Consider the following 17,463-nt stretch of genomic DNA (forward strand, 5'->3'; position numbering starts at 1 on the left):
CTTCTTTCGAACGAAACGAATGGGAGATCAGTCGGTGCGGCGCGCCATGGCGGCGGGGCTGTGCGGGTCGCACCGCCAGCCGCAGGGGTAGAGGCGGGCCGGTGCGCCGCACGCTGTAGTGCCGGATTCGCACAGGCCTGGCGTGACGCGGCGGAGCAGGGGCGGCTGGGGTTTGGCGATGTTCCTAGAGGCCTCCGGCTGCACCGCGCTGCGGGTCTCAAGGACGACGGTGCGGCTCGTATGCAGCTCTTTGGGCTCGGAGCGGAAGTCCGAGGCGGGCCGGTCCTCCGTGCACAGCGACCGCCTGTCGCCGTCACGGACCACGGTGCGCTCCCGGTCGGCCGGCTTCTCCTCGGGCCCGTTGGCCTCCGTGTAGCGGTGCCAATGGTCAGCAGGGAGCCAGCCCCACCTTCCCTCGCGCTGGAAGGGAATGCGGGCTCCCCCGGCGGCCTCAACGATGAAGCGGGTCAGCGTCAGTGCCGCCTTCCCCGTATCGGACGCGGCGCTCGACTGGTGCTCGGGCACGAGGATGCGGTGCCAGTCACCGCAATAGGCTTCAGCAATGGGGTTGTTGGGGTCGAACGGCTTGTTGGGGCAGCGGTTGATGGACCCGCCCGGGGTACAGTGCCCCTCCTCGACGACGTAGTTGCCGTCTCGGACTTCGATCGGGTTCTTCTGCACCCGGATTACGGAGGCGGGCAGTCCGGGGGTACGGACGTAGGGCACTGTCCCGACCCCAGCGTGGCCGGGGTCCACGAAGTCCCATACGGAGCGGACGTTGGAGCGGCGGCGGAATCCTTCGCGCAGACGCATGGAACGAGCGGTCTGCTCGCTGAGCTGCGGCTCGTAGCCGAGGACGATTCCGTTGTCGCCGGTGATGCGGACGTCGAGGCGCGCACGGCCGTCCGGGGTAGACGACTCTGCCTCTGCGTGAAAGCCGTGGTCCTCGGAGTCCTTGGCGACGCGCTCCTTGCGGGCCATGTGCTCGTCGGATTCGTGGCTGATCGGCTTCTCGCCCGGCCTGCGGTAGTGCGACGGAAGCCAGACTCCGTCCCGCTGGACCAAGTACATCGGTGCGCGCCGGCGGCGCAGGTCCCGGCAATCGGGGCAGATCAGTCCGCGCTTCTCGACAGGCACGCGGCCGCGCATCTTCAGCAGCTTCTCGCGCAACCCCGGGATCTCCGGGATGCCGAGGTCCGGGCGGTCCAGGTCGAGATTGCGGCCCGCAGGCTCGTAGCAGACGGGGTTGCGGTAGAGCTCTTCGTCCGTCTCTGGCTCGAGGTCGTCGTCGCTGTAGTTCACGTCCGGCTCCTTTCGATCAGGCGGTGCGGATGGGTCGGCGGGGTGGTGGCGCGCGGGTCAGGGTCCGGCGCGGGGGCGGGCCGCGGTCACGCGGCGGCTGCCGTGGTGCGGTTGAGCGCGTCGGCGACGCGAGTGCCGACCCATTGGGCGACGTTGCAGCTGACGGCGTTTCCGGCCTGCATGGTCTGGGCGGCTCTGCCGCCGGTGACGATGTAGTCGGTGGGGAATCGCTGGGCGTATAGCTGTTCGCGGGGCTGGATCATCCGGTAGTGGCAGTCTTCGATCTCCGGCGCGGGGATCACGGCCGTGAGGTCGGTGATGTCGCGGTAGGGGATGACGAGCCCGTGGTGGTTGCCCTTGGCGGTGACGGTGGCGAGTGGCGCGATGTGGGCGGGCTCGGCTCCCCCGTTGCGCCGGTATTCGACGACGAACGCGTCGCGGGCGGCGGGAGGGGTGAGGACGGCGTCGCCGATCTTTACGGTGCGGGAGGCGAGGGGCCATTCATCGGCGCGGACGCCGCGGCCGTCATGCCCGCCGTGGTTGACGGTGAGGACCAGTGGCTTGTCGCCGCCGAGCCGGTCGAGGCCGGCCTGGATCCTATTGCGGGTGTTGGCGACGAGAGGCCGGAGTCCGTGCTGGGCGCGGTCGCTGATGCGGACGCCGAGGTTGGTCCAGTCGATGATGCTGGCGGCCGGGCGAATGTAAGGCTCGACGATGGCGTGGCCGCAGGCGCGGTGGGGGCAGCGGTAGTCGTACTGCTGCTTGTACTTGCCGATGCGGCGGCCGTTGCGCCACGTCTGTACGGCGTCGACGTCCTGCTCGCAGGCGGTGCACCAGGCGGGCGGGGTGGGCTTCAGGTCCGGCAGCGGGATGCTCTGCTGGGTGAAGACAATGTAGATGCGGTCCCGCCATTGCGGCGCTGGAGCATTGTCGTGGCCACCGATGTGCGCGGATGAGGCGGACACGACCTGCGAGCGGTAGCCGAGCATTTCCATGCCCTTGCGCCACCAGTCGAAGAGTTCCCAGTCGACGGCGAACTCGACGACGTTCTCGCAGAGGATGGCCTGGTAGCGGTGGACTTCGGTGGCGCGGATGACGTCGTAGGCGGTGGCGCGGGTGCGTTCCCAGGCGGCGTCGGGCACGGAGCCGAGTTCGTCGATTTCGAGGGCCATCTGGCCGCGGGTGCGGCGGCGTCCTCCGGCGGGGCTCATCTCGGTGCAGATCGGGGATGCCCAGAGGATGTCGGTTTTGGGCAGGCGCCGCATGTCGTAGTTGTTGACGTCGGCGCACAGGTGGTCGGCGTCGCGGTGGTTCGCGGCGTGGGTTTCGATGGCCTGCGACCAGTGGTTAGCGGCGAGTTTCAGTTCGAAGCCCGCGGCGACCAGCCCGGTGCTTGAGCCGCCGGCGCCGCAGAAGATGTCTGTGAAGGTGAGCGACATCAGGAGGCCTCCCGGTTTTGTCGTGTGCGGGTGGTGGGTGTGAGTCCGCCCCAGGTGCCGTGGCGGAGGTGGCGGTGGCTGGTGCCCTCGTATGCGGCGGCGGCTTCGGTACAGTCCTCGCGGACGGGGCAGCGGTCGCAGATCTGCTTGGCCTGCCGGTAGCCGGCGGCACTGTTGGGGAAGAACAGGTCCGGCCCGACCTGCGCGCACAAGGCGTCGGCCATCCAGTCGAAGCTCATGCCGCCACCTGCTCTCGAGCACGGCCGCGGGCGCGGACGACGATCCGCTGGTGGCAGCCGAGTTGGAGGGCGATGTCGGCGGCGGATTGGCCTTGCGCGGTGAGTGCGGCGACGCGCTGTGGATCGGCGTAGACCTTGGTCCTGGTCCTGGTGCTGGCCTTGGCTTCGCTGTGCCACCCGGTCTCGGGCTTGCTGGCCGGGTCGTCGATGTCGTCCCAGGCGAGGGGGCCGTGCCAGCCGCTGGACTGAGCCCGGTTGCGTGCTCGGACGCTGTTGCCGGGCAGCTTGGTCATAGCCGTGTACGCGGCGGCGATGCGGCGGGCGTAGCCGGCGGTGACGTGGTGGTGCTCGTGGCTGATGAGCTTCCCGAGGGGCGCCCTGTGGACGCGTGCTGTGGCTGCGATGGCGTTGAGCGGGTGCCCGATGTACATGAGGGCGCGGACTCGTCGGATCGTCCCGGTGGCGTCGACGTAGGACTTGGCGTCGACGGTGGATACGTGTGGTTGTGCGGTGATGATGCGGGCGGCGATGTCGGCGCGGATGGTCGGGTAGTGGCCGTTGCAGAGGGAGACGATGGTGCGTTCGGCACAGTCGGCGACGGTTGCGATCTGATGGCGGGACCAGCCGGCGTCGACGAGCTTGCGGACGTGTGCGGCGGCGGGTGAGGCGTCGACGCGTCGGCGGCCGTTGCGTTCTCGGTCGAGGCGGTAGCGGCTCATGTAGCGGTAGTTGGCCTGCCTGCATCCTTTCGAGTCACAGCCGCGGAGGTAGCAGGCTCGGCTCGGGGTGTGGTCGGCGGTGGTCACGGCTGTTCCTCCTGCCGGGTCTGGATGTCGGTGATGGTCTGGTGTGCGCGGGTGAAGCTGGCGCCGATGCGGTTGCACGCCAGGTAGCCGAGGCCGACGAGGGCGGACAAGCCGAGGGCCACGTACCAGCTGCGTTCGGCCCAGGTGAGGACGGTGGTGTAGGTGTGGATCACGGCGAGGGCGTCGGCCATCACATCCGCCTCCTGCCCCGGCGATTGGCTGTGATCGAGTACAGGGCTCCGAAGGTGCTGGCGGCGAGGCCGCACAGGCCTGCGACGAGGGCGAGGTGACACATCAGGCGGCCACCTCCGGCTTGGCGCAGGGGCAGGCGCAGTTACCTCTGGGCGTGGGCTGGCCGGTGGCCACGGCGTGCTCGACGTCCTCGCTGCCCCACCAGGGGTGTGGCTTCGGCGGGTCGTAGCAGTGGCCGAACATGCAGTTCCAGCAGCGCGAGTAGCAGACGATCACCTCCATCACGCGGCCCTCCCCTGCTGGCGGGCGGTGCGTCGCTGTGCGGCGATGCGGCGGCCCTTGGCGGTGAGTTGCCAGACGGCGATGGGATGTCCGTGGGTGGGGCCGCTGGTGGAGGGCACGTACTGGCCGGTTCGCTCGATGATCCCGGCGGTGCGGAGTGAGTTGATCGCGGCGCCGAGGAAGCCAGTACCGAGGTCGGGGAGGACGTCGCGGATCTGGTTGCAGGAGAACGTCTGGTGCTTTTCCCCGAAGTGGAGGACGGCCTGCTCGACGAGGAAGCGGTCCCACTCGGAGTGCTTCGTGATGTCGGCGAGGAGCGCGTCCTTCTCGGTGGACGCGAGCCGCTCGGCGACCGTGAGGCGCTTGATCATCGAGACACCACTTCCTGCTGCACGGGCGTGTGGGTGCAGGTGCGGTAGAAGCAGGGCCCGGCCTGCTTACGCCACTGCTTCTTGCTGAGGAGCTCGACGTGGTAGCCCTGCCGGGTCTCCCGGTCGCGGTCGCGTTGGCGGGGCGTGAAGTTGCGGTGGGCTTCTTCCGGGCCGGTGGCGCCGTCTCCGTACTCGGAGGCATAAGCGCAGCCGTTGGGGCCGAACAGCACCCAGTGGCAGGAGCGGAGCGGCAGGGTCTCGCCGCCGATCTGGACGAGGAGTTGAGGCATCGTGTGGTCTCCTTGGAGAGGAGCCGGCCGCCTTGCCCGCGGCCGGCTCAGGCGTGCGCGGGCTACCGCTGGGCGTTCTTGAGCGCGGTGCCGCGTTCCTTGATGAAGTCACCGAGGTTGGTCGGCTCGCCGGTCTGCGGGTGCAGGAGCGGCGTGGCGAGCGCGCCGCGCGATTCGACGTCGCGGTAGGTGGCGAGGAGGCTTTCCGCGGTGGCGTCCGGGGCGGTCGCGGCGTCAATCCAGGCCGACGGGTCGGTGACCGCGACGCCGTCGTTGAGCCAGTCGAGTAGCGGCTTGGCGATGTCCGTGCTGCCGTCGGGCCGCTCGAGCACCTGGTTGTGGAGGGCTGGGCAGCGGGACTTGAGGATCCGCAGGGTGTTGGTGACGTCCATGGCGCCGACGACGTCGAACTCGTACTCCACGCCCTTGCGCTGTTCGGCGCGCATTCCCATGGCGACGGGCTCTTTGCGACCCCGGTCGTTCTCCTGGAGGACCCATTCGGTGTGGGAGCGCATCGTGACGACGACGTGCCCGGGGAAGGACAGCAGGGCGTCGATCATTTCGTTCTGCATCGGGGTGCCCTCCTTCCAACCGGCGAAGGAGTTGCCGCCGTAGCGGGACTTGGCCTTGTCGACCTGTTCGAGGGTTCCGTCGGTGCCTTTCCAGAAGTGGGAGAGGGAGTCGACGAGGACGACCTCGTATCCGGCCTGTGCGGCGGCGGCGAGGGCCTTGACGAGGTCGCGGGGGTCGAAGCGCTGCATCTGCAGGACATCGAACTGGATGCCGTTAATGCCGACGTACTTGGAGGCGGCGCCTCGTTCAGTCTTCGGCGGCCTCTTGGGGAGCTTGTGAGCCCGCCCCTTGATGATGACGTCGGCGTCCGTCATGCCGGGGAACATGTCGCCGACCGGCTGGTTGCGTTTGCTGCGGCTGCTCACAGGTCCGGTTCCCTTCCGTGCTGGTGGTCGTTGGCGGCGGTGAGGATGTCGTCGAGGAGCGGGTTCGGGTCCTGGATGCGGATCTCGGCGTGCGCGTTGTCCGTGAAGGGCTCGAAGCAGATGAGGCAGATCAGGACGAACACGTCGGGGCCCTCGTTACGGAGGCGGAATTGGCGCGGATCGGCGGCCATCACGTCCGCCCCCTCGCGGCGGGGGTGCCCTTCCAGGTGCGGACCCCGGAGTGGTGGGCGGTGGGCCGGTTGGTGCAGGCCCAGCCCGCGGTCCGCACGTAGCCCTCGTCGCGGAGGAGCGTCATCAGCCGGCCCCAGTGCGCCTGAGGTACAGGCGGCGACGGGAGGTCGTGGGTGTCGGCGATCTCGTAGCAGGTGAAGACGCGGCCCGTCGCGGCGGCGTCTATGAACTTGGGCCAGACCTCTGCGAGCCACGACTCGTAGTCCTCCGCCTGCCGCTGCGTCTTCGTCTTGTGCGGGGCGGGGACGCTACCGTCGAGAGCGGGCTGCACGGTCGCGGTCATGAGGCAACTCCCGTCGTGGTGGGGAACTGATCCCAGGTGCGGCCATCGAGTTCACGGCCGGCGGCCCTCTTGCCGACACGGCGCATCTCCCAGCGATGGCCAAGGTCGTCAATGGGCTCGCCGACGAACACGCAGCCCTTGTCGGAGGCGCCGATGGCCATGTAGCCGGTCGGCTGGTAGGCACCCCACTGCTTGAACAGGTACGGGACCTCGGCGGCGGAGCACTGATCGCGGAGGGCGCGAGCCCAGTCGGGGCTCATCGGCCGGGCTCCAGGACCGGATTCTCCGCCTGCGATGACCCATCCGATCGGCTGTCCGTTCGGGCGACCGTTGCCGGTGTGGCTGCCGGTCCACATGCCGTCGGCTCCACAGTTCGGGCAGTGCCGCTGGAGAGGGCCGGTGAAGTAGCAGCGGCAGGACGGTTCCTGGCAGCGCCAGTTCGCGGGCCCGGCGGGCATCCACGCCGACAGGTCGACGGGACCGAGGAGCGGTTCACACGACAGGAATCGCACCGCGGCCAGAGTCTCCACTAGCGCCGGGATGCGGAGGTCGGCGCGCTTCTGATCCTCCACGCTCACGCCCAGCCACACATTCGGCAGCGGCCAGTCGAAGTCACCGCAGCCAGGCCGGATCTCCTCGCGGTAGCCGTCGACCTGGGCGACGAACGCGTGACTTTTGAGGAGGGACCGCATCCGCCCGTGGCGCTTGGTCAGCACCTGGTAGGTGTGCTGTGGCGTCAACGCCATGATCGCGAAGACGTGAGCGATGTACGAGTCGGGGACGACCTTGTGGAACAAGTCGCTCATGGAATTTACGAAGACCTTGCGGGGCTTGCGCCAGCGCAGCGGCATGGTCAGGGCGTTGGGGCGGAGAGTGAGGTCGAAGCCGTTCTCGAAGTGGTGGCCGGGGATGCCGCGCCAGCGCTCGGCGAACGTCTCGGCGTAGCAGTTGTCGCAGCCCGGCGTGACCTTGGTGCAGCCGGTGATCGGATTCCAGGTGGCGTCGGTCCACTCGATCGTTGTCGTAGCGCTCATCGGGCCGCCTCCTCGAAGACGGCGTTGACCATGGCGTTGTGGGCGTCGGCGGCGTTGTTGAAGCAGTCGGTGCACAGGAACGTGACGGGCGGCTCGTAGTCGGGGTCGTGCCAGGGCTGGGCGGGCGGCTGGAACCGGAACAGGCGGCGGGCCTGGCTGCAGTCGGGGCAGTGGCCGTCGCGGGAGCTGCCGACGATCAGGGCCTCTTCCTGGCGGCGGAGCTCGGCCTCGTGGTCGGCGTAGGTGAGGCCGCAGCCGGTGCAGTCGCCGGGACGGAAGATCGACCCGTGCGGCGGCTGGCACGGGAAGCTGTGCTTGCAGAGCGATACCTTCATGGCGGTTGTCTCCTGGATGTGGTGTGCTGGGTTCCGAGCCGCCCCGATACCCGCGGGGCGGCTCAGGCGTGTGCGGGCTAGGCAGCGTTCTTGAGCGCGGTGCCGCGTTCCTTGATGAAGTCGCCGAGGTTGGTCGGCTCGCCGCTGGCCGGGTGCAGGAATGGGGTGGCGAGCGCACCGTGCGCCTCGGCTTCGCGGTAGGTGGCGAGCAAGCTGTCTGCGGTGGCGTCTGCGGCCGTGGCGGCGTCAACCCAGGCGGTCGGGTCGATCGGCTCGGCGCCGTCGTTCAGCCACTCGAGGAGCGGCTTGGCGATGTCGGTGTCGCCGTCGGGGCGCTCGAGGGTCTGGTTGTGCAGGGCCGGGCAGCGAGACTTGAGGATCTTCAGCGTGTTGGTGACGTCCATGGCGCCGACGACGTCGAACTCGTACTCCACGCCCTTGCGCTGCTCGGCGCGCATCCCCATCGCGACGGGCTCCTTGCGGCCCCGCTCGTTCTCCTGGAGCACCCACTCGGTGTGAGAGCGCATCGTGACGACGACGTGCCCGGGGTACGAGAGGAGGGCGTCGATCATGTCGTTCTGCATCGGGGTGACGTCCTTCCACCCGGCGAACGAGTTGTTCCCGTACTTGCCCTTGTGCTTCTCGACCTGATCGAGAGCACCGTCGGTGCCCTTCCAGTAGTGCGAGAGGGAGTCGACGAGGACGACCTCGTATCCGGCCTGTGCGGCGGCGGCGAGGGCCTTGACGAGGTCGCGGGGGTCGAAGCGCTGCATCTGGAGGACGTCGAACTGGATGCCGTTGATGCCGACGTACTTGGAGGCGGCGCCTCGTTCGGTGTCGATGACGGCGAACCGCTTGCCGCCTGAAAGGCCGTTGGCGAGGGCGAGCGACGTCCACGTCTTTCCGGAGCCGGATACGCCCTGGATAGCGATGCGGGCCTTGGCCTGCTCCTTGGTGGCCGGGCGGAAGGTGAAGCCGCCCTCGTCGTACTCGTTGCTGGATTGCTGCTGCTGTCGCCCTGCGCGGACGGGCTGGCCAAGCTGAGACATGCGGTTCTCCTAGGCGTACTGGCGCTCGACCCAGGCGGGCAGCGCGGTGAGCGGGGATTCGAGGTATCCGGGCCATTCGCCGGACTCGCGGCACAGCGCGTAGGTGTTGAGGGCCCGGTCGTTGAGGTGGCGGCCGATGCCGCGGGCCACTGGGTCGCAGGTCGTGACGACCACGAGGTAGGGCGGCTCCTTCTCCTGGAGCACGAACTGGAACGGCTTCTCGGGGTCGACCAGGTCGAGGGCGAGACCGGCGTCGAGGTAGTACTCCTGCTGCTGGTGGTAGCCCCAGTCGTGGATCACCTTGGGCAGGTCGATGGGGTTCGCCGACTTGGTGGTCTTGTAGTCGACGAGCTGACCGTCGTGGCGCAGCCAGTCGAAGCGGGCCCGCCGCCAGATCCCTTGGTCTTCCCAGAACGCGGACTGTTCGGCGACGCCGGAGCCGGGCTCCAGGAGGGCGGCGGCTTCGGGGTGTCGTCGCAGCTGGTCGACCATCGCGGTCAGCTGCTCGCCTTCGTGGAACAGCAGGGGCACGCCGCCGTCGGCGCGGATGGCGTCCCGTTGTTCGCGGGCCGCTTTGGTGCGCCAGTCGTCGAACTCGGTGACGACGATGTTGTCGCCCGCTTCCAGTAGGACGTTGTGGGCCGCGGTGCCGAGGTCGAGGTGCCGCTTCGGTGGCTGCGGGTTGTCCACCCAGTACTTGAACTTGGCGGGGCATTCGGTGGCGAGCTTGCGGGCCCCGGTGGAGGAGAGGCTGCCGCCGGGGATCGGGTCGCTGTGGTAGAGATCGGCGGAGATGTCGTACAGGCCCGGCTGCACCTCCTCCGGGGCCTCGACGGCGGCGGTCATGCGGTCCGTCCGGCGGCGAGGCTGTCGACGATGCGGGCAGCGCTCTCGCAGCCGGGCACCGTCCGCAGCATGTCCGCGGCGTCGCGCAGGACGTCGGCGGCGTAGTTGTTCATGAGGCGCAGGCCGTCCTCGTCGAGGTGGCCGCCGTCTTCCAGAGCGCTACGCAAGGCCGCGGCGGGTGTGCAGTCCTCGCAGAGACCGGCTTTCGTGAACGGGCCGTCGTCGTCGCTGCAGCTGGTGCAGCGGAGCGGCGCAGTCTGCCTTGTGATGCGGTTGGTGCTCATGTGACTCCGTTCAGGGTGTGCTGGTGGGCGGGCCAGGCCCCCGACAGGGGGTGTGCGGGGGCCTGGCCCTGGGATGCCGCGGAGCGGCCGGCTGCTCCACGCGGCTGGCTGTGGGGTGGTTAGGCGGTGAGGTCCTCGTCGCACTTGGCGCAGCGGGAATGCACTCCGGTCACAGCGCCCAACTCGTCGTGGAGGTGGATCAGCAGTACGTCACCGCCGCAGTTGGTGTGTTCGACGTTGTCGGCGCGATAGGTGCGCTCAAGGCCGCCACCCCAGTCCTCCATGTTGACGAGCGTCCATGCGATCTCGTTAGGCAGTTCAGGCATGACAGTCCTCCGTGGGATGCTGGTGGGGATCCCCGCCCGCTATCCCCGGGCGGGGGTTTGTGCGTTGGTGGCCGGGCTCGCTGGCCGCTGTCCCATCCAGCGGCCCGGCCGTCTCAGGTGAAGACCAGCGCGTCCAAGCGGCGCGCTGCGGCTTCCGCGTAGGGCTCGTGGCGTTCGATGCCGATCGCGCGGCGTCCGGCCTGACGGGCCGCGTCCAACGTGGAGCAGCTGCCAGCGAACGGATCGAGGACGAGGCCGCCCTCGGGGCAGGCGTAGCGGATCAACGGATCGAGGATTCCGAGCGGCTTCTCCGTCTCGTGGTTCGCGCGGCCACGCACGGATTTGACCTTGACGACTGACCGGATGAGCCGAGTTCCATCGTCTTCGTAGGTGACGGCCTTGATCGTGCCAGCGTGGGCGGCACGGTCGTCGTATCTGGCCCGTGTGTGCTTGTCAGGTCCGGTGTAGGCGACGCGTGGCGTGTCGTGGTGCACGCTGCGCCAGTCGCCGCGATACCAGTGGGTGGCGATCTCGTGGACGCGCTTGAATCGATCCGAAGCGAACCCGGTCCCGTTGTGCTTCTCCCAGACGACGTCTTGGCTGAGCTTCCAGCCGTCGAACTCCGCACGCCGGTCGAGGAACATGCGCATCGATCCGAAGCACCACATCGACGAAGCGACGGTCGCAGCAAGGGTGGGCCAGCCGTCCGGCCACCGGTCCCAGGCAAGGCTTGTCTCGGCATACGGTGGATCGGCGATCACGCAATCGGCCTGCACGTCGAGCGCGGGCAGGATCTCCCGCATATCGCCGAGGTAGAGGGCGATACCGGCGTCCTCGTCTTCCCAGTAGGGGGCCATCACGCCACCTCCGTGTACGTGATGGTCATGGCGGCGCGGGTCGGCCGGAGCAGTGCGGGGCTTTCGCCGCCGCGGGCCCTGTCGTGGAGGGGGTCGGTGGTTCCGCAGACGAGCGTGTCGCCGATGCGGGTCCAGTCCGCTTCCTCCGCGGCCATGTCGACGGCTACCTGCGGGTCGTCCCAGTGGTAGTCGTCCGGGGGCCGCTGGCCACACACGTCGCATACGGCGATGTGACAGACGATCTGGCGTGTGGCCATCTACGCCACCCCCTCGCCGTCTCGGCCCCAGCTGGTTTGCCGCACGGTGCCGGGGTTGGTGACCGCGGCTTGCGGGGAGGCGTGCAAGTGGCGGCGGATCTCCTCGCCGTCGAGTTCCTGCGTCTTGGAGATGACGTGTTCGGCTTTGACGCCAACGTCGATCTTGCGGTTGAGGTCGTCGATCTTCCGGTCGCGGAGCAGGACGACCGCATCGAGGTGCCGGATCTGCTTCCGGGCGGCGCTCAGGTCGTCACGGACGCCGGACAGTTCGATACCTGCGGCGTCCAACTGCGCTTCGAGCCGGTCACGTTCCGCCCGCAGCCCGTCGATCTCCGTGGCGAGCCCGATCAGCGTGCAGCCCGCCTGATCGAGCTCCTTCTTCAACTGCGCGGGGGTCTTGCCGCGGTGGCGTCCGATGTGGCGGGCGCGGGTCAGCATGCTCATGCCTGCCCCTTCGTCGCGTCTCGCAGCAGACGCCAGGCCGCACGTCGGGTCGGGTCGACCTCGGTACGGATCTGGGCGTCGAGCCACGCCATGGCCTCGTCGCGATCCTCGAAGGTCGGCGTGGGGGCGGCCTGACCGAACGGACTGGCCGGGCACAGGTGGGGGCCGGCGGCGGCGTCGTACTGGTCGCGGTAGGCGCCCTCGTTCGCGGCCTGCAGGATGTGCAGGCGTTCGGCCTGGCGGGCGGCGAGTTCCTTGTACTGGCGGAGTTCTGCCTGGAGGCGGTCCAGTTTGCGGCGCAGGGTGGCCTCTTCCGGTGGGATCACAGACGGTTCGGTGAGGGTCATGACGTGGCCTCCGGGTTCAGGTCGCGGATGCCGGGCCGGGGCCGGGCGATGTTGGTCGACGGGGTGCACCATCCGCATTCGCGGTTGGGGGCGAGCTGGCCGACGATGAAGTCGTTGGCTGCCTGCGCGGTGTGGAACACGCGTGCTTTGGGCTGCTGACCGCCGTGTGAGACCAGTCGCAGCAGCCGCCGGTTTTCGCGGGCCGCCTGCTGTAGCAGATCGGTGAGTTCGTTCAGGCGCTGTGTCAGCTGGAGGATCGCGGCACGCGCCGCCTGATCGGTGGCGGTCATGACGCCGCCTGCGGGTTGAGGTCGTCGGGGATTTCCATGTGGCCGTCGAGGATCGACGCCTTCAGGCCCGGGTCCGTGACCCAGGCGGGCACACGGCGTTCGGTGAGGCCGACGCCGGCGAGCAGGCCGGGGAGGATCACCGGGTCGGCGCTGTCGGGCATGGGCGGCAGCTCGTCCAGGACGGTCGGCCGCTCCGGCAGGATCGCGGTCATCACACCACCTGCCCCTTCGTGCACGGCCACGGAGCGGAGACGGTGACCACCTCGTAGCTCTCTTCGAAGCCGGACGCGAACGTGGAGTGCGTCGCACAGACCGTCTTCTCGCTCACCTGGTCGCAGTAGTCGCCGTCGTTCTCGACCTCGTGGTTGCAGTCGCGGATCACGCAGTAGGCGCCGCCTTCGACGATCTGCGTGGGCATGCATACGGGCGGCGGGGCGGTGGGGCCGCAAGCGGGGCACTCGCGGCGGACGTCGGGCAGGGGTCGGCCGTTCATTGCGGCGGCCATCTCCTCGTCGGTGACGTCCCCGATGTGCTTCCCGCAGCCGTTGCAGGCACGCTTCATCTTGATGGTCTTCGAGCCGTCCGCGTTGATGCGGTCCGGCGTGCTCGGGCGGGTCATCACGCCACCGCCTTGATTCCGTGCCTGCTGGTCTGCTGCTGTGCGGCGCGCGCGAACGCGTCGGACAGTGCGTCAAGAACGTCCGGGTCGAGGGTGGTGGGGATGTCGATGGCGAGCGCCCCGCCGACATACACGACCAGGCCTCCGGAGCGCGTATCGGCGAGTACGACGTCCTCGGCGCGACCCCCCAGACGGGCCCGCGCGTAGGTGATCTGCGTGTCGGTCATGGGGTCCTCCAGGTGGTGCCCTTGCGCAGGTCGACGAAGGGGCGGGTGACGGCGTCGGCGTCGGCGTCGTGCAGCAGATGCGAGTACTCGGCCCGCAATCCCTCAGGGGCGGGCGTCGCGAACTCGGCGGGGTGAGCGAGGAGGTAGCGGAGCTTCGCCACCGACTCGTCGACCTGCCGCTGCGCTTGGATGCGCCGGGCCTCGGCCTCTACCACGGCGGCAGGCGTGTCCAGGCGCTCGATCGGGTTGACGGTCATCGGCCTGCCTCCGTCCTGGCCACCCAGTACGGGGCTGCGCTGCCGCGTGCGGCGAGCCGCCAGTCGATGGCTCGGACTGTCTTCGCGACGAGCACCGGGTTCTCCGTCTCGGCGAATACGGGGAGTTCGGCGCGGTGAATGTCGTCGGCGATCTCGTCACGCTTCGTCGCCAGCTCGGCCTTCAGCCGCGCGACCTCGGCGTGCAGCCCGCCGATCTCGTGGTCCCGTTCGGCGACTTGCTCACACGCTTCGCGGAGGGTCGTCTTGGCCTCGTCGCGTTCGGCAGCCGCCCGGTTCACCCGGTTCTCCAGCCGTCCCGCGAGCCGTGCCGTGGCGTTCAGCATCCGTCGCGCCTCGTCGCGTTCGGCGCGGACCGCAGCCAACTCGGCGAGGAGCGCGGGCACGTCCTCACGGGCGTGGGCGATGAACTCGGCGTTTGCACCCATCTGCTCGGGCGCCCGCTGCTCGTCGTGGTCCTCGTGGGCCGGGTCGTCCCAGTAGTTCTCATCTTCGAGCTGGGCGATCTTCTGGCGGTACGAGTACGAGGCACGGCTCGTCATCTGAAGGTCGGCGGCCACGTCCGCGTAGGTGTCACCGTCGTAGAAGCCCCACGGCCCCTTCGTTGCGGCTTCGACACGGGCGGCGATCTCGGCTTCGCGCTGCGGCGACAGGCGGGCGGGTGTCGGCTGCGGGTCGGGGCCGACCGGCATCGGCAGGGAACCCAGCTCACGGACCGCATCGGCCGCCGTGCGGATCGAGTCCGTCATGACGCACCGTCCTCGTCGTCAGAGGGGATGTAGGCGCCACCATCGCGCCGGGCGTAGGCGGTGATCGCACCGACCGTGTACGGCTCGCGCACGATGGCCATGACCTCGTCGTCCCACCAACCCAGGAAAACTTCATCGACGTCAGCGACCAGCTCCGGAGGACACGTACTCATCGCGCACCCCCGAACCGGACGATCAAGCCAGGGTTGTACGCGGCCAACGTCTTGTTCGCGGCAGCCAGGGTGTGCAGGCTGCGGGCCAGCGCCTCCCGACCCTCCGGACCCAGACACGCCGGAAGTTCGTCGACCACGTCCGTCGCCGCCTTCTCCGCCAGCAGGACGTGTTCGGGGATCTGCTTGCCGATGAGGACGGCCACACTGTCCGGCATCGGCACCTTCGGGAACGTCAGCGTGATCACGACGCGCCTCCCTGCACCGGCGCTGGCGGGAGCTGCACCGCGGCCGTACCGCCAAGCCGCTTATGCAGCTCATGCAAGCCCTTGACCGTCACCCGCAACTGCGGGGCGCCGAGCGTCAACTCACCCGTCCGCGGGTGCGTGTACGACTGCGGGAGCTCAGAAAGCCAGCGGCGCTCTACCGCGTACTGCTTCGCCCGATACCGGTGGTCCGCGTTCTGGACGTAAGCCCAGTCGAGTTCGTGCAGGATCCCAAACAGCCGGTTCCTGCCCGTCTCGATCGACGGGTCGCGGGACAGGATCTTCGCGGCGTCCGCCACCGAGAAGTCGCCTTCTCCGGAAGCCAGGGTCTGCCACGAGTTCGCGGCGGGCTCCAGCTCCTTGATGCGGGCCTCAGCGGCGAGGCGGCCTTCCTCGGACTCGATCGCCGCCTGCAACGCTTCGAGCTTCGTCATCTCGCGGGGAGCGGCCGAGTACGAGCCGGTCTGGCGGATGGACGGGATGACCTCATGGGTGATCCAGCGCTTGAATGCCTTCGCTTGCGGCTTACGGCTGCGGAGGATCACGGAGTAGAGGCCCGGCTCGGAGATGACGTTCGTCGGGAGAGAACGGGAGGACCCGTCATTAGTAGTGACGGGTACCTGCTGTACCTCGTCGTCGTCGAGGTAGCTCACGGCCTGGCGGGCGTTGCCGATCTCCAGGACGGTGCAGACGTCGGCCGCGACCCACCACGGCTCACCGTCGATCATCACGGACCGCACGTGCTGCGCGGTCTCCGGGAAGGTGAAGACGAGAGGCGTCGTCATCGCCCACCGCCCGACTGCCGGACGTCGTCGCCGAGAGCGGCAGCGTGGATGCGGTCGATGTCGACCAGTTCCTCTCCAGCCCGCACACCCTTGTCACAGATGTCGAGCACGCGGTTGAGCCGCGCAGCCGTGTCGCTCTGCCTCTCGAAGGTGTCGAGGATCGCCTCAGCTTCGGAGTGCGTGTTCGTGGCGTGCAGCAGGCAGGAGAGGTACTCGCGGGCCGTCTGGTTGTGACGTGCGGTGAGCTTGGCGCGGATGCGGGCCTTTGCGGCCTCGCGATCAGAGATGGGAGATGATGAAGGCATCGGGCTTCGCCTTTCTTCGTCTGGAGATGGTGAGGGTGGTGCTCGTAGGCCCCGGCTGCCGGGCTTAGGCCCCCGGCGGTTGGGGCCGCATCGCCGTCAAGCGGCGGACTTGGTGCGGGTCGGCTCGACGTTCTGTGCCCGCTTGGCAGGCTTGGTCGGCTTGCTCTTGGAGCGGCGCAGGCGGGAGATCTTGGCCCGGTCGGCGGGAACCTCACACAAGGAGCGGATCTCTCGAATGTGGCTCTCGTTGAGCCACTTCGCCCGGCCCATGCGGGTGTGGGGGAAACCGTGCTTGTTCAGCCCGTCGAGGAGCCAGCGCTCGCCGCATTCCAGCGCGCGGGCGGCCTCCCGGGGCTTCACGTAGCCGTCCCGGCGCATCAGCGAGTCGATGTCGATCGTGCTGACATTCGGGGTGGACATGTTCACCTTCTTTCGTGTGACGGAGCCTCTGGTGGGGCGAGGATCTGGTCGTCTGTGGCGTTGAGGGCGGTGCGGAGCCGTATGTAGCGCTCGGGCCCCATGCACTCCCGGGTGCCGGTTTCAAGCCGTTGCAGGTAGCTGCGTGAGATTCCTGCCGCTTCAGCGACTGCTTGGACTGAGCGGCCCTGGCCCATGCGGTGCCTTCGGAGCGATGGCCCGTGCACCTGGTAGGTGGCTGGGGGTCTTTCCATGCACTGAAGCTACGTGTTTCTACGAGCCTGCGCTACCAGTACTCCGTAGTAACATGCAGAAACACGCATGATCTCGTTTTGACACGGCGCTCCGCGCCACGGAACCGTCAAGGTTCCGGCCAGATAGGAGGGTGTTCCTAGCTGTTCCTGAGAGGTCCTGCGATGATGTGCGTCATGGCACCCCCACAAGACGTAGCCGCGCTGCAGCGGCTCGCTACCGCGGTCATCCAGCGCCGCGTCGACCTCGGCATGAACAAGATCGATGTAGCCAGGGCCGCGGCAGTGCAGATCAACACCTACGACAAGATCGAGGCCGCCAAGCCGGTCCGCCGGCTTACCTACGCCAAAATTGAAGCCGTCCTCGGCTGGGCGCCGGGCAGCTGCGCAGACATCCTCAACGGCGCCACAGCCGCCACCCTCATCGAGCAGGACGAGACCGGAACCATCTCGCCGCTCCGCGTCGAAGACCTGGCCAAGGATGTAGGCGACGCAGTCCAGGACGCCGCCATCTCGATCAGCGACGACCTCACCGCTCCCCAGATCCGCGCCCTCAAACAGCGCGCCGTCGAGGAGGTCATGGAGCGCTGGAAGGCACGCGGTATTGACCGCAATTGATCAGACCTGCCGCACAACCTTTCCCATACACCGTTTCGTTACATGTTGACGACCACCACTCCGGGCGAATCTGGTCACAACTGCCCGCCAACATGGCAGGATCAGCGACTACTTGGGAGGTTCCCTCGCACCCGAAAGGGGGAGCCCATGCACGAATTGCTCATGGTCGACCTTGGGCCAGGCTTCTTTGGTTTCCATGGTCGTGTGGCTGGGAGACTCGTGTGTGTAGCGACGCCGAAGGTTGAGTACGACGCACAAGCACGCCGCAAAGTACGCAGCCTGATAGAGCGTCAAGGAGGCTCCTGCGCCGACTGCCAG

General features: G+C 68.4%; 34 protein-coding genes. 1 reads left to right on the plus strand and 33 read right to left on the minus strand.

What is annotated here, in order from left to right; all coding sequences use genetic code 11:
* Positions 1-27: 27 nt before the first annotated feature.
* The 33 genes from DEJ47_RS04885 to DEJ47_RS05040 all read right to left on the minus strand — a co-directional run bounded on the left by DEJ47_RS04885 (position 28) and on the right by DEJ47_RS05040 (position 16,530).
* Positions 28-1,302, minus strand: coding sequence for a hypothetical protein (locus DEJ47_RS04885; RefSeq protein ID WP_150165293.1), 1,275 nt, complete (start codon positions 1,300-1,302; stop codon positions 28-30).
* Between the two features lie 86 nt (positions 1,303-1,388).
* On the minus strand, positions 1,389-2,741 hold the full coding sequence (locus tag DEJ47_RS04890; RefSeq protein ID WP_150165295.1) for a DNA cytosine methyltransferase: 1,353 nt from the start codon (positions 2,739-2,741) through the stop codon (positions 1,389-1,391).
* Complete coding sequence (locus DEJ47_RS04895; RefSeq protein WP_150165297.1) at positions 2,741-2,980, minus strand: WhiB family transcriptional regulator; 240 nt, start codon at positions 2,978-2,980, stop codon at positions 2,741-2,743. The genes DEJ47_RS04890 and DEJ47_RS04895 overlap by 1 nt, the downstream gene beginning before the upstream one ends.
* Complete coding sequence (locus DEJ47_RS04900) at positions 2,977-3,786, minus strand: hypothetical protein (protein WP_150165299.1); 810 nt, start codon at positions 3,784-3,786, stop codon at positions 2,977-2,979. Before DEJ47_RS04900 ends, DEJ47_RS04895 begins: the two co-directional genes overlap by 4 nt.
* Positions 3,783-3,977 (minus strand): hypothetical protein, encoded by a 195-nt coding sequence (locus DEJ47_RS04905; protein ID WP_150165301.1) that lies wholly within the window; start codon positions 3,975-3,977, stop codon positions 3,783-3,785. Before DEJ47_RS04905 ends, DEJ47_RS04900 begins: the two co-directional genes overlap by 4 nt.
* Before the next feature lie 103 nt (positions 3,978-4,080).
* The gene (locus tag DEJ47_RS04910; protein WP_150165303.1) at positions 4,081-4,263 is read right to left on the minus strand and encodes a hypothetical protein; all 183 of its coding nucleotides are present in this window, start codon (positions 4,261-4,263) and stop codon (positions 4,081-4,083) included.
* Positions 4,260-4,631, minus strand: coding sequence for a hypothetical protein (locus DEJ47_RS04915; RefSeq protein WP_150165305.1), 372 nt, complete (start codon positions 4,629-4,631; stop codon positions 4,260-4,262). Before DEJ47_RS04915 ends, DEJ47_RS04910 begins: the two co-directional genes overlap by 4 nt.
* Positions 4,628-4,921 (minus strand): hypothetical protein, encoded by a 294-nt coding sequence (locus tag DEJ47_RS04920; protein ID WP_150165307.1) that lies wholly within the window; start codon positions 4,919-4,921, stop codon positions 4,628-4,630. Before DEJ47_RS04920 ends, DEJ47_RS04915 begins: the two co-directional genes overlap by 4 nt.
* Before the next feature lie 62 nt (positions 4,922-4,983).
* Positions 4,984-5,859: an AAA family ATPase gene (locus tag DEJ47_RS04925; RefSeq protein WP_223828238.1), complete on the minus strand. Its 876-nt coding sequence runs from the start codon at positions 5,857-5,859 to the stop codon at positions 4,984-4,986.
* A complete protein-coding gene (locus DEJ47_RS04930) occupies positions 5,856-6,050 on the minus strand; it encodes a hypothetical protein (protein WP_150165309.1) in 195 nt (64 codons plus the stop codon). Before DEJ47_RS04930 ends, DEJ47_RS04925 begins: the two co-directional genes overlap by 4 nt.
* Positions 6,050-6,394: a hypothetical protein gene (locus DEJ47_RS04935; protein WP_150165311.1), complete on the minus strand. Its 345-nt coding sequence runs from the start codon at positions 6,392-6,394 to the stop codon at positions 6,050-6,052. The genes DEJ47_RS04930 and DEJ47_RS04935 overlap by 1 nt, the downstream gene beginning before the upstream one ends.
* On the minus strand, positions 6,391-7,428 hold the full coding sequence (locus tag DEJ47_RS04940; protein ID WP_150165313.1) for a DUF5131 family protein: 1,038 nt from the start codon (positions 7,426-7,428) through the stop codon (positions 6,391-6,393). The genes DEJ47_RS04935 and DEJ47_RS04940 overlap by 4 nt, the downstream gene beginning before the upstream one ends.
* The gene (locus tag DEJ47_RS04945; protein ID WP_150165315.1) at positions 7,425-7,763 is read right to left on the minus strand and encodes a hypothetical protein; all 339 of its coding nucleotides are present in this window, start codon (positions 7,761-7,763) and stop codon (positions 7,425-7,427) included. Before DEJ47_RS04945 ends, DEJ47_RS04940 begins: the two co-directional genes overlap by 4 nt.
* Before the next feature lie 77 nt (positions 7,764-7,840).
* The gene (locus tag DEJ47_RS04950) at positions 7,841-8,812 is read right to left on the minus strand and encodes an ATP-binding protein (protein ID WP_150165317.1); all 972 of its coding nucleotides are present in this window, start codon (positions 8,810-8,812) and stop codon (positions 7,841-7,843) included.
* 9 nt (positions 8,813-8,821) lie between these two features.
* Positions 8,822-9,658 (minus strand): PD-(D/E)XK nuclease-like domain-containing protein, encoded by an 837-nt coding sequence (locus DEJ47_RS04955; RefSeq protein WP_150165319.1) that lies wholly within the window; start codon positions 9,656-9,658, stop codon positions 8,822-8,824.
* Positions 9,655-9,942, minus strand: a complete 288-nt coding sequence (locus tag DEJ47_RS04960) for a hypothetical protein (RefSeq protein WP_150165321.1) — start codon at positions 9,940-9,942, stop codon at positions 9,655-9,657. The genes DEJ47_RS04955 and DEJ47_RS04960 overlap by 4 nt, the downstream gene beginning before the upstream one ends.
* A gap of 119 nt (positions 9,943-10,061) precedes the next feature.
* Entirely contained in the window at positions 10,062-10,268 is a 207-nt protein-coding gene (locus DEJ47_RS04965) for a hypothetical protein (RefSeq protein WP_150165323.1), read from the minus strand.
* A gap of 113 nt (positions 10,269-10,381) precedes the next feature.
* Positions 10,382-11,125 (minus strand): DNA-methyltransferase, encoded by a 744-nt coding sequence (locus DEJ47_RS04970; RefSeq protein WP_150175440.1) that lies wholly within the window; start codon positions 11,123-11,125, stop codon positions 10,382-10,384.
* Entirely contained in the window at positions 11,125-11,382 is a 258-nt protein-coding gene (locus tag DEJ47_RS04975) for a hypothetical protein (protein ID WP_150165324.1), read from the minus strand. The genes DEJ47_RS04970 and DEJ47_RS04975 overlap by 1 nt, the downstream gene beginning before the upstream one ends.
* Positions 11,383-11,826, minus strand: a complete 444-nt coding sequence (locus DEJ47_RS04980; protein WP_150165326.1) for a hypothetical protein — start codon at positions 11,824-11,826, stop codon at positions 11,383-11,385. It lies immediately after the preceding gene.
* Positions 11,823-12,173 (minus strand): hypothetical protein, encoded by a 351-nt coding sequence (locus DEJ47_RS04985; protein WP_150165328.1) that lies wholly within the window; start codon positions 12,171-12,173, stop codon positions 11,823-11,825. Before DEJ47_RS04985 ends, DEJ47_RS04980 begins: the two co-directional genes overlap by 4 nt.
* Positions 12,170-12,463: a hypothetical protein gene (locus DEJ47_RS04990; protein ID WP_150165330.1), complete on the minus strand. Its 294-nt coding sequence runs from the start codon at positions 12,461-12,463 to the stop codon at positions 12,170-12,172. The genes DEJ47_RS04985 and DEJ47_RS04990 overlap by 4 nt, the downstream gene beginning before the upstream one ends.
* Positions 12,460-12,675 (minus strand): hypothetical protein, encoded by a 216-nt coding sequence (locus tag DEJ47_RS04995; RefSeq protein ID WP_150165331.1) that lies wholly within the window; start codon positions 12,673-12,675, stop codon positions 12,460-12,462. The genes DEJ47_RS04990 and DEJ47_RS04995 overlap by 4 nt, the downstream gene beginning before the upstream one ends.
* Complete coding sequence (locus DEJ47_RS05000; RefSeq protein ID WP_150165333.1) at positions 12,675-13,082, minus strand: hypothetical protein; 408 nt, start codon at positions 13,080-13,082, stop codon at positions 12,675-12,677. Before DEJ47_RS05000 ends, DEJ47_RS04995 begins: the two co-directional genes overlap by 1 nt.
* Entirely contained in the window at positions 13,082-13,309 is a 228-nt protein-coding gene (locus DEJ47_RS05005; RefSeq protein ID WP_150165335.1) for a hypothetical protein, read from the minus strand. The genes DEJ47_RS05000 and DEJ47_RS05005 overlap by 1 nt, the downstream gene beginning before the upstream one ends.
* A complete protein-coding gene (locus tag DEJ47_RS36310) occupies positions 13,306-13,566 on the minus strand; it encodes a hypothetical protein (protein WP_190415284.1) in 261 nt (86 codons plus the stop codon). The genes DEJ47_RS05005 and DEJ47_RS36310 overlap by 4 nt, the downstream gene beginning before the upstream one ends.
* Positions 13,563-14,333 carry a hypothetical protein gene (locus DEJ47_RS05015; protein ID WP_150165337.1) on the minus strand — a complete coding sequence of 257 codons (771 nt, stop codon included), beginning with the start codon at positions 14,331-14,333 and terminating at the stop codon, positions 13,563-13,565. Before DEJ47_RS05015 ends, DEJ47_RS36310 begins: the two co-directional genes overlap by 4 nt.
* Entirely contained in the window at positions 14,330-14,506 is a 177-nt protein-coding gene (locus DEJ47_RS36315) for a hypothetical protein (protein ID WP_190415286.1), read from the minus strand. The genes DEJ47_RS05015 and DEJ47_RS36315 overlap by 4 nt, the downstream gene beginning before the upstream one ends.
* Positions 14,503-14,751 carry a hypothetical protein gene (locus tag DEJ47_RS05020; protein ID WP_223828239.1) on the minus strand — a complete coding sequence of 83 codons (249 nt, stop codon included), beginning with the start codon at positions 14,749-14,751 and terminating at the stop codon, positions 14,503-14,505. Before DEJ47_RS05020 ends, DEJ47_RS36315 begins: the two co-directional genes overlap by 4 nt.
* Positions 14,748-15,554, minus strand: coding sequence for a phage antirepressor KilAC domain-containing protein (locus tag DEJ47_RS05025; protein WP_150165339.1), 807 nt, complete (start codon positions 15,552-15,554; stop codon positions 14,748-14,750). The genes DEJ47_RS05020 and DEJ47_RS05025 overlap by 4 nt, the downstream gene beginning before the upstream one ends.
* Positions 15,551-15,859 carry a hypothetical protein gene (locus tag DEJ47_RS05030; protein ID WP_150165341.1) on the minus strand — a complete coding sequence of 103 codons (309 nt, stop codon included), beginning with the start codon at positions 15,857-15,859 and terminating at the stop codon, positions 15,551-15,553. The genes DEJ47_RS05025 and DEJ47_RS05030 overlap by 4 nt, the downstream gene beginning before the upstream one ends.
* A 96-nt stretch (positions 15,860-15,955) precedes the next feature.
* Positions 15,956-16,279 carry a hypothetical protein gene (locus tag DEJ47_RS05035; protein ID WP_150165343.1) on the minus strand — a complete coding sequence of 108 codons (324 nt, stop codon included), beginning with the start codon at positions 16,277-16,279 and terminating at the stop codon, positions 15,956-15,958.
* Between the two features lie 2 nt (positions 16,280-16,281).
* Positions 16,282-16,530 carry a helix-turn-helix domain-containing protein gene (locus DEJ47_RS05040; protein WP_150165344.1) on the minus strand — a complete coding sequence of 83 codons (249 nt, stop codon included), beginning with the start codon at positions 16,528-16,530 and terminating at the stop codon, positions 16,282-16,284.
* A 174-nt stretch (positions 16,531-16,704) separates the two neighbouring features.
* Here DEJ47_RS05040 and DEJ47_RS05045 point away from each other — a divergent pair, with 174 nt between their 5' ends.
* Positions 16,705-17,145: a hypothetical protein gene (locus DEJ47_RS05045; RefSeq protein WP_150165346.1), complete on the plus strand. Its 441-nt coding sequence runs from the start codon at positions 16,705-16,707 to the stop codon at positions 17,143-17,145.
* The last annotated feature ends 318 nt before the right edge of the window (positions 17,146-17,463 follow it).

The organism is Streptomyces venezuelae (genome assembly GCF_008642355.1).
GTDB lineage: Bacteria > Actinomycetota > Actinomycetes > Streptomycetales > Streptomycetaceae > Streptomyces > Streptomyces venezuelae_B.

Coding starts and splice junctions, on each gene's coding strand:
- DEJ47_RS04890 (WP_150165295.1), bottom strand. CDS start 2,741: ATGTCGCTCACCTTCACAGACATCTTCTGCGGCGCCGGCGGCTCAAGC.
- DEJ47_RS04895 (WP_150165297.1), bottom strand. CDS start 2,980: ATGAGCTTCGACTGGATGGCCGACGCCTTGTGCGCGCAGGTCGGGCCG.
- DEJ47_RS04905 (WP_150165301.1), bottom strand. CDS start 3,977: ATGGCCGACGCCCTCGCCGTGATCCACACCTACACCACCGTCCTCACC.
- DEJ47_RS04915 (WP_150165305.1), bottom strand. CDS start 4,631: ATGATCAAGCGCCTCACGGTCGCCGAGCGGCTCGCGTCCACCGAGAAG.
- DEJ47_RS04920 (WP_150165307.1), bottom strand. CDS start 4,921: ATGCCTCAACTCCTCGTCCAGATCGGCGGCGAGACCCTGCCGCTCCGC.
- DEJ47_RS04930 (WP_150165309.1), bottom strand. CDS start 6,050: ATGGCCGCCGATCCGCGCCAATTCCGCCTCCGTAACGAGGGCCCCGAC.
- DEJ47_RS04935 (WP_150165311.1), bottom strand. CDS start 6,394: ATGACCGCGACCGTGCAGCCCGCTCTCGACGGTAGCGTCCCCGCCCCG.
- DEJ47_RS04940 (WP_150165313.1), bottom strand. CDS start 7,428: ATGAGCGCTACGACAACGATCGAGTGGACCGACGCCACCTGGAATCCG.
- DEJ47_RS04945 (WP_150165315.1), bottom strand. CDS start 7,763: ATGAAGGTATCGCTCTGCAAGCACAGCTTCCCGTGCCAGCCGCCGCAC.
- DEJ47_RS04950 (WP_150165317.1), bottom strand. CDS start 8,812: ATGTCTCAGCTTGGCCAGCCCGTCCGCGCAGGGCGACAGCAGCAGCAA.
- DEJ47_RS04955 (WP_150165319.1), bottom strand. CDS start 9,658: ATGACCGCCGCCGTCGAGGCCCCGGAGGAGGTGCAGCCGGGCCTGTAC.
- DEJ47_RS04960 (WP_150165321.1), bottom strand. CDS start 9,942: ATGAGCACCAACCGCATCACAAGGCAGACTGCGCCGCTCCGCTGCACC.
- DEJ47_RS04965 (WP_150165323.1), bottom strand. CDS start 10,268: ATGCCTGAACTGCCTAACGAGATCGCATGGACGCTCGTCAACATGGAG.
- DEJ47_RS04970 (WP_150175440.1), bottom strand. CDS start 11,125: ATGGCCCCCTACTGGGAAGACGAGGACGCCGGTATCGCCCTCTACCTC.
- DEJ47_RS04975 (WP_150165324.1), bottom strand. CDS start 11,382: ATGGCCACACGCCAGATCGTCTGTCACATCGCCGTATGCGACGTGTGT.
- DEJ47_RS04980 (WP_150165326.1), bottom strand. CDS start 11,826: ATGAGCATGCTGACCCGCGCCCGCCACATCGGACGCCACCGCGGCAAG.
- DEJ47_RS04985 (WP_150165328.1), bottom strand. CDS start 12,173: ATGACCCTCACCGAACCGTCTGTGATCCCACCGGAAGAGGCCACCCTG.
- DEJ47_RS04990 (WP_150165330.1), bottom strand. CDS start 12,463: ATGACCGCCACCGATCAGGCGGCGCGTGCCGCGATCCTCCAGCTGACA.
- DEJ47_RS04995 (WP_150165331.1), bottom strand. CDS start 12,675: ATGACCGCGATCCTGCCGGAGCGGCCGACCGTCCTGGACGAGCTGCCG.
- DEJ47_RS05000 (WP_150165333.1), bottom strand. CDS start 13,082: ATGACCCGCCCGAGCACGCCGGACCGCATCAACGCGGACGGCTCGAAG.
- DEJ47_RS05005 (WP_150165335.1), bottom strand. CDS start 13,309: ATGACCGACACGCAGATCACCTACGCGCGGGCCCGTCTGGGGGGTCGC.
- DEJ47_RS36310 (WP_190415284.1), bottom strand. CDS start 13,566: ATGACCGTCAACCCGATCGAGCGCCTGGACACGCCTGCCGCCGTGGTA.
- DEJ47_RS05015 (WP_150165337.1), bottom strand. CDS start 14,333: ATGACGGACTCGATCCGCACGGCGGCCGATGCGGTCCGTGAGCTGGGT.
- DEJ47_RS36315 (WP_190415286.1), bottom strand. CDS start 14,506: ATGAGTACGTGTCCTCCGGAGCTGGTCGCTGACGTCGATGAAGTTTTC.
- DEJ47_RS05025 (WP_150165339.1), bottom strand. CDS start 15,554: ATGACGACGCCTCTCGTCTTCACCTTCCCGGAGACCGCGCAGCACGTG.
- DEJ47_RS05030 (WP_150165341.1), bottom strand. CDS start 15,859: ATGCCTTCATCATCTCCCATCTCTGATCGCGAGGCCGCAAAGGCCCGC.
- DEJ47_RS05035 (WP_150165343.1), bottom strand. CDS start 16,279: ATGTCCACCCCGAATGTCAGCACGATCGACATCGACTCGCTGATGCGC.
- DEJ47_RS05040 (WP_150165344.1), bottom strand. CDS start 16,530: ATGGAAAGACCCCCAGCCACCTACCAGGTGCACGGGCCATCGCTCCGA.
- DEJ47_RS05045 (WP_150165346.1), top strand. CDS start 16,705: ATGGCACCCCCACAAGACGTAGCCGCGCTGCAGCGGCTCGCTACCGCG.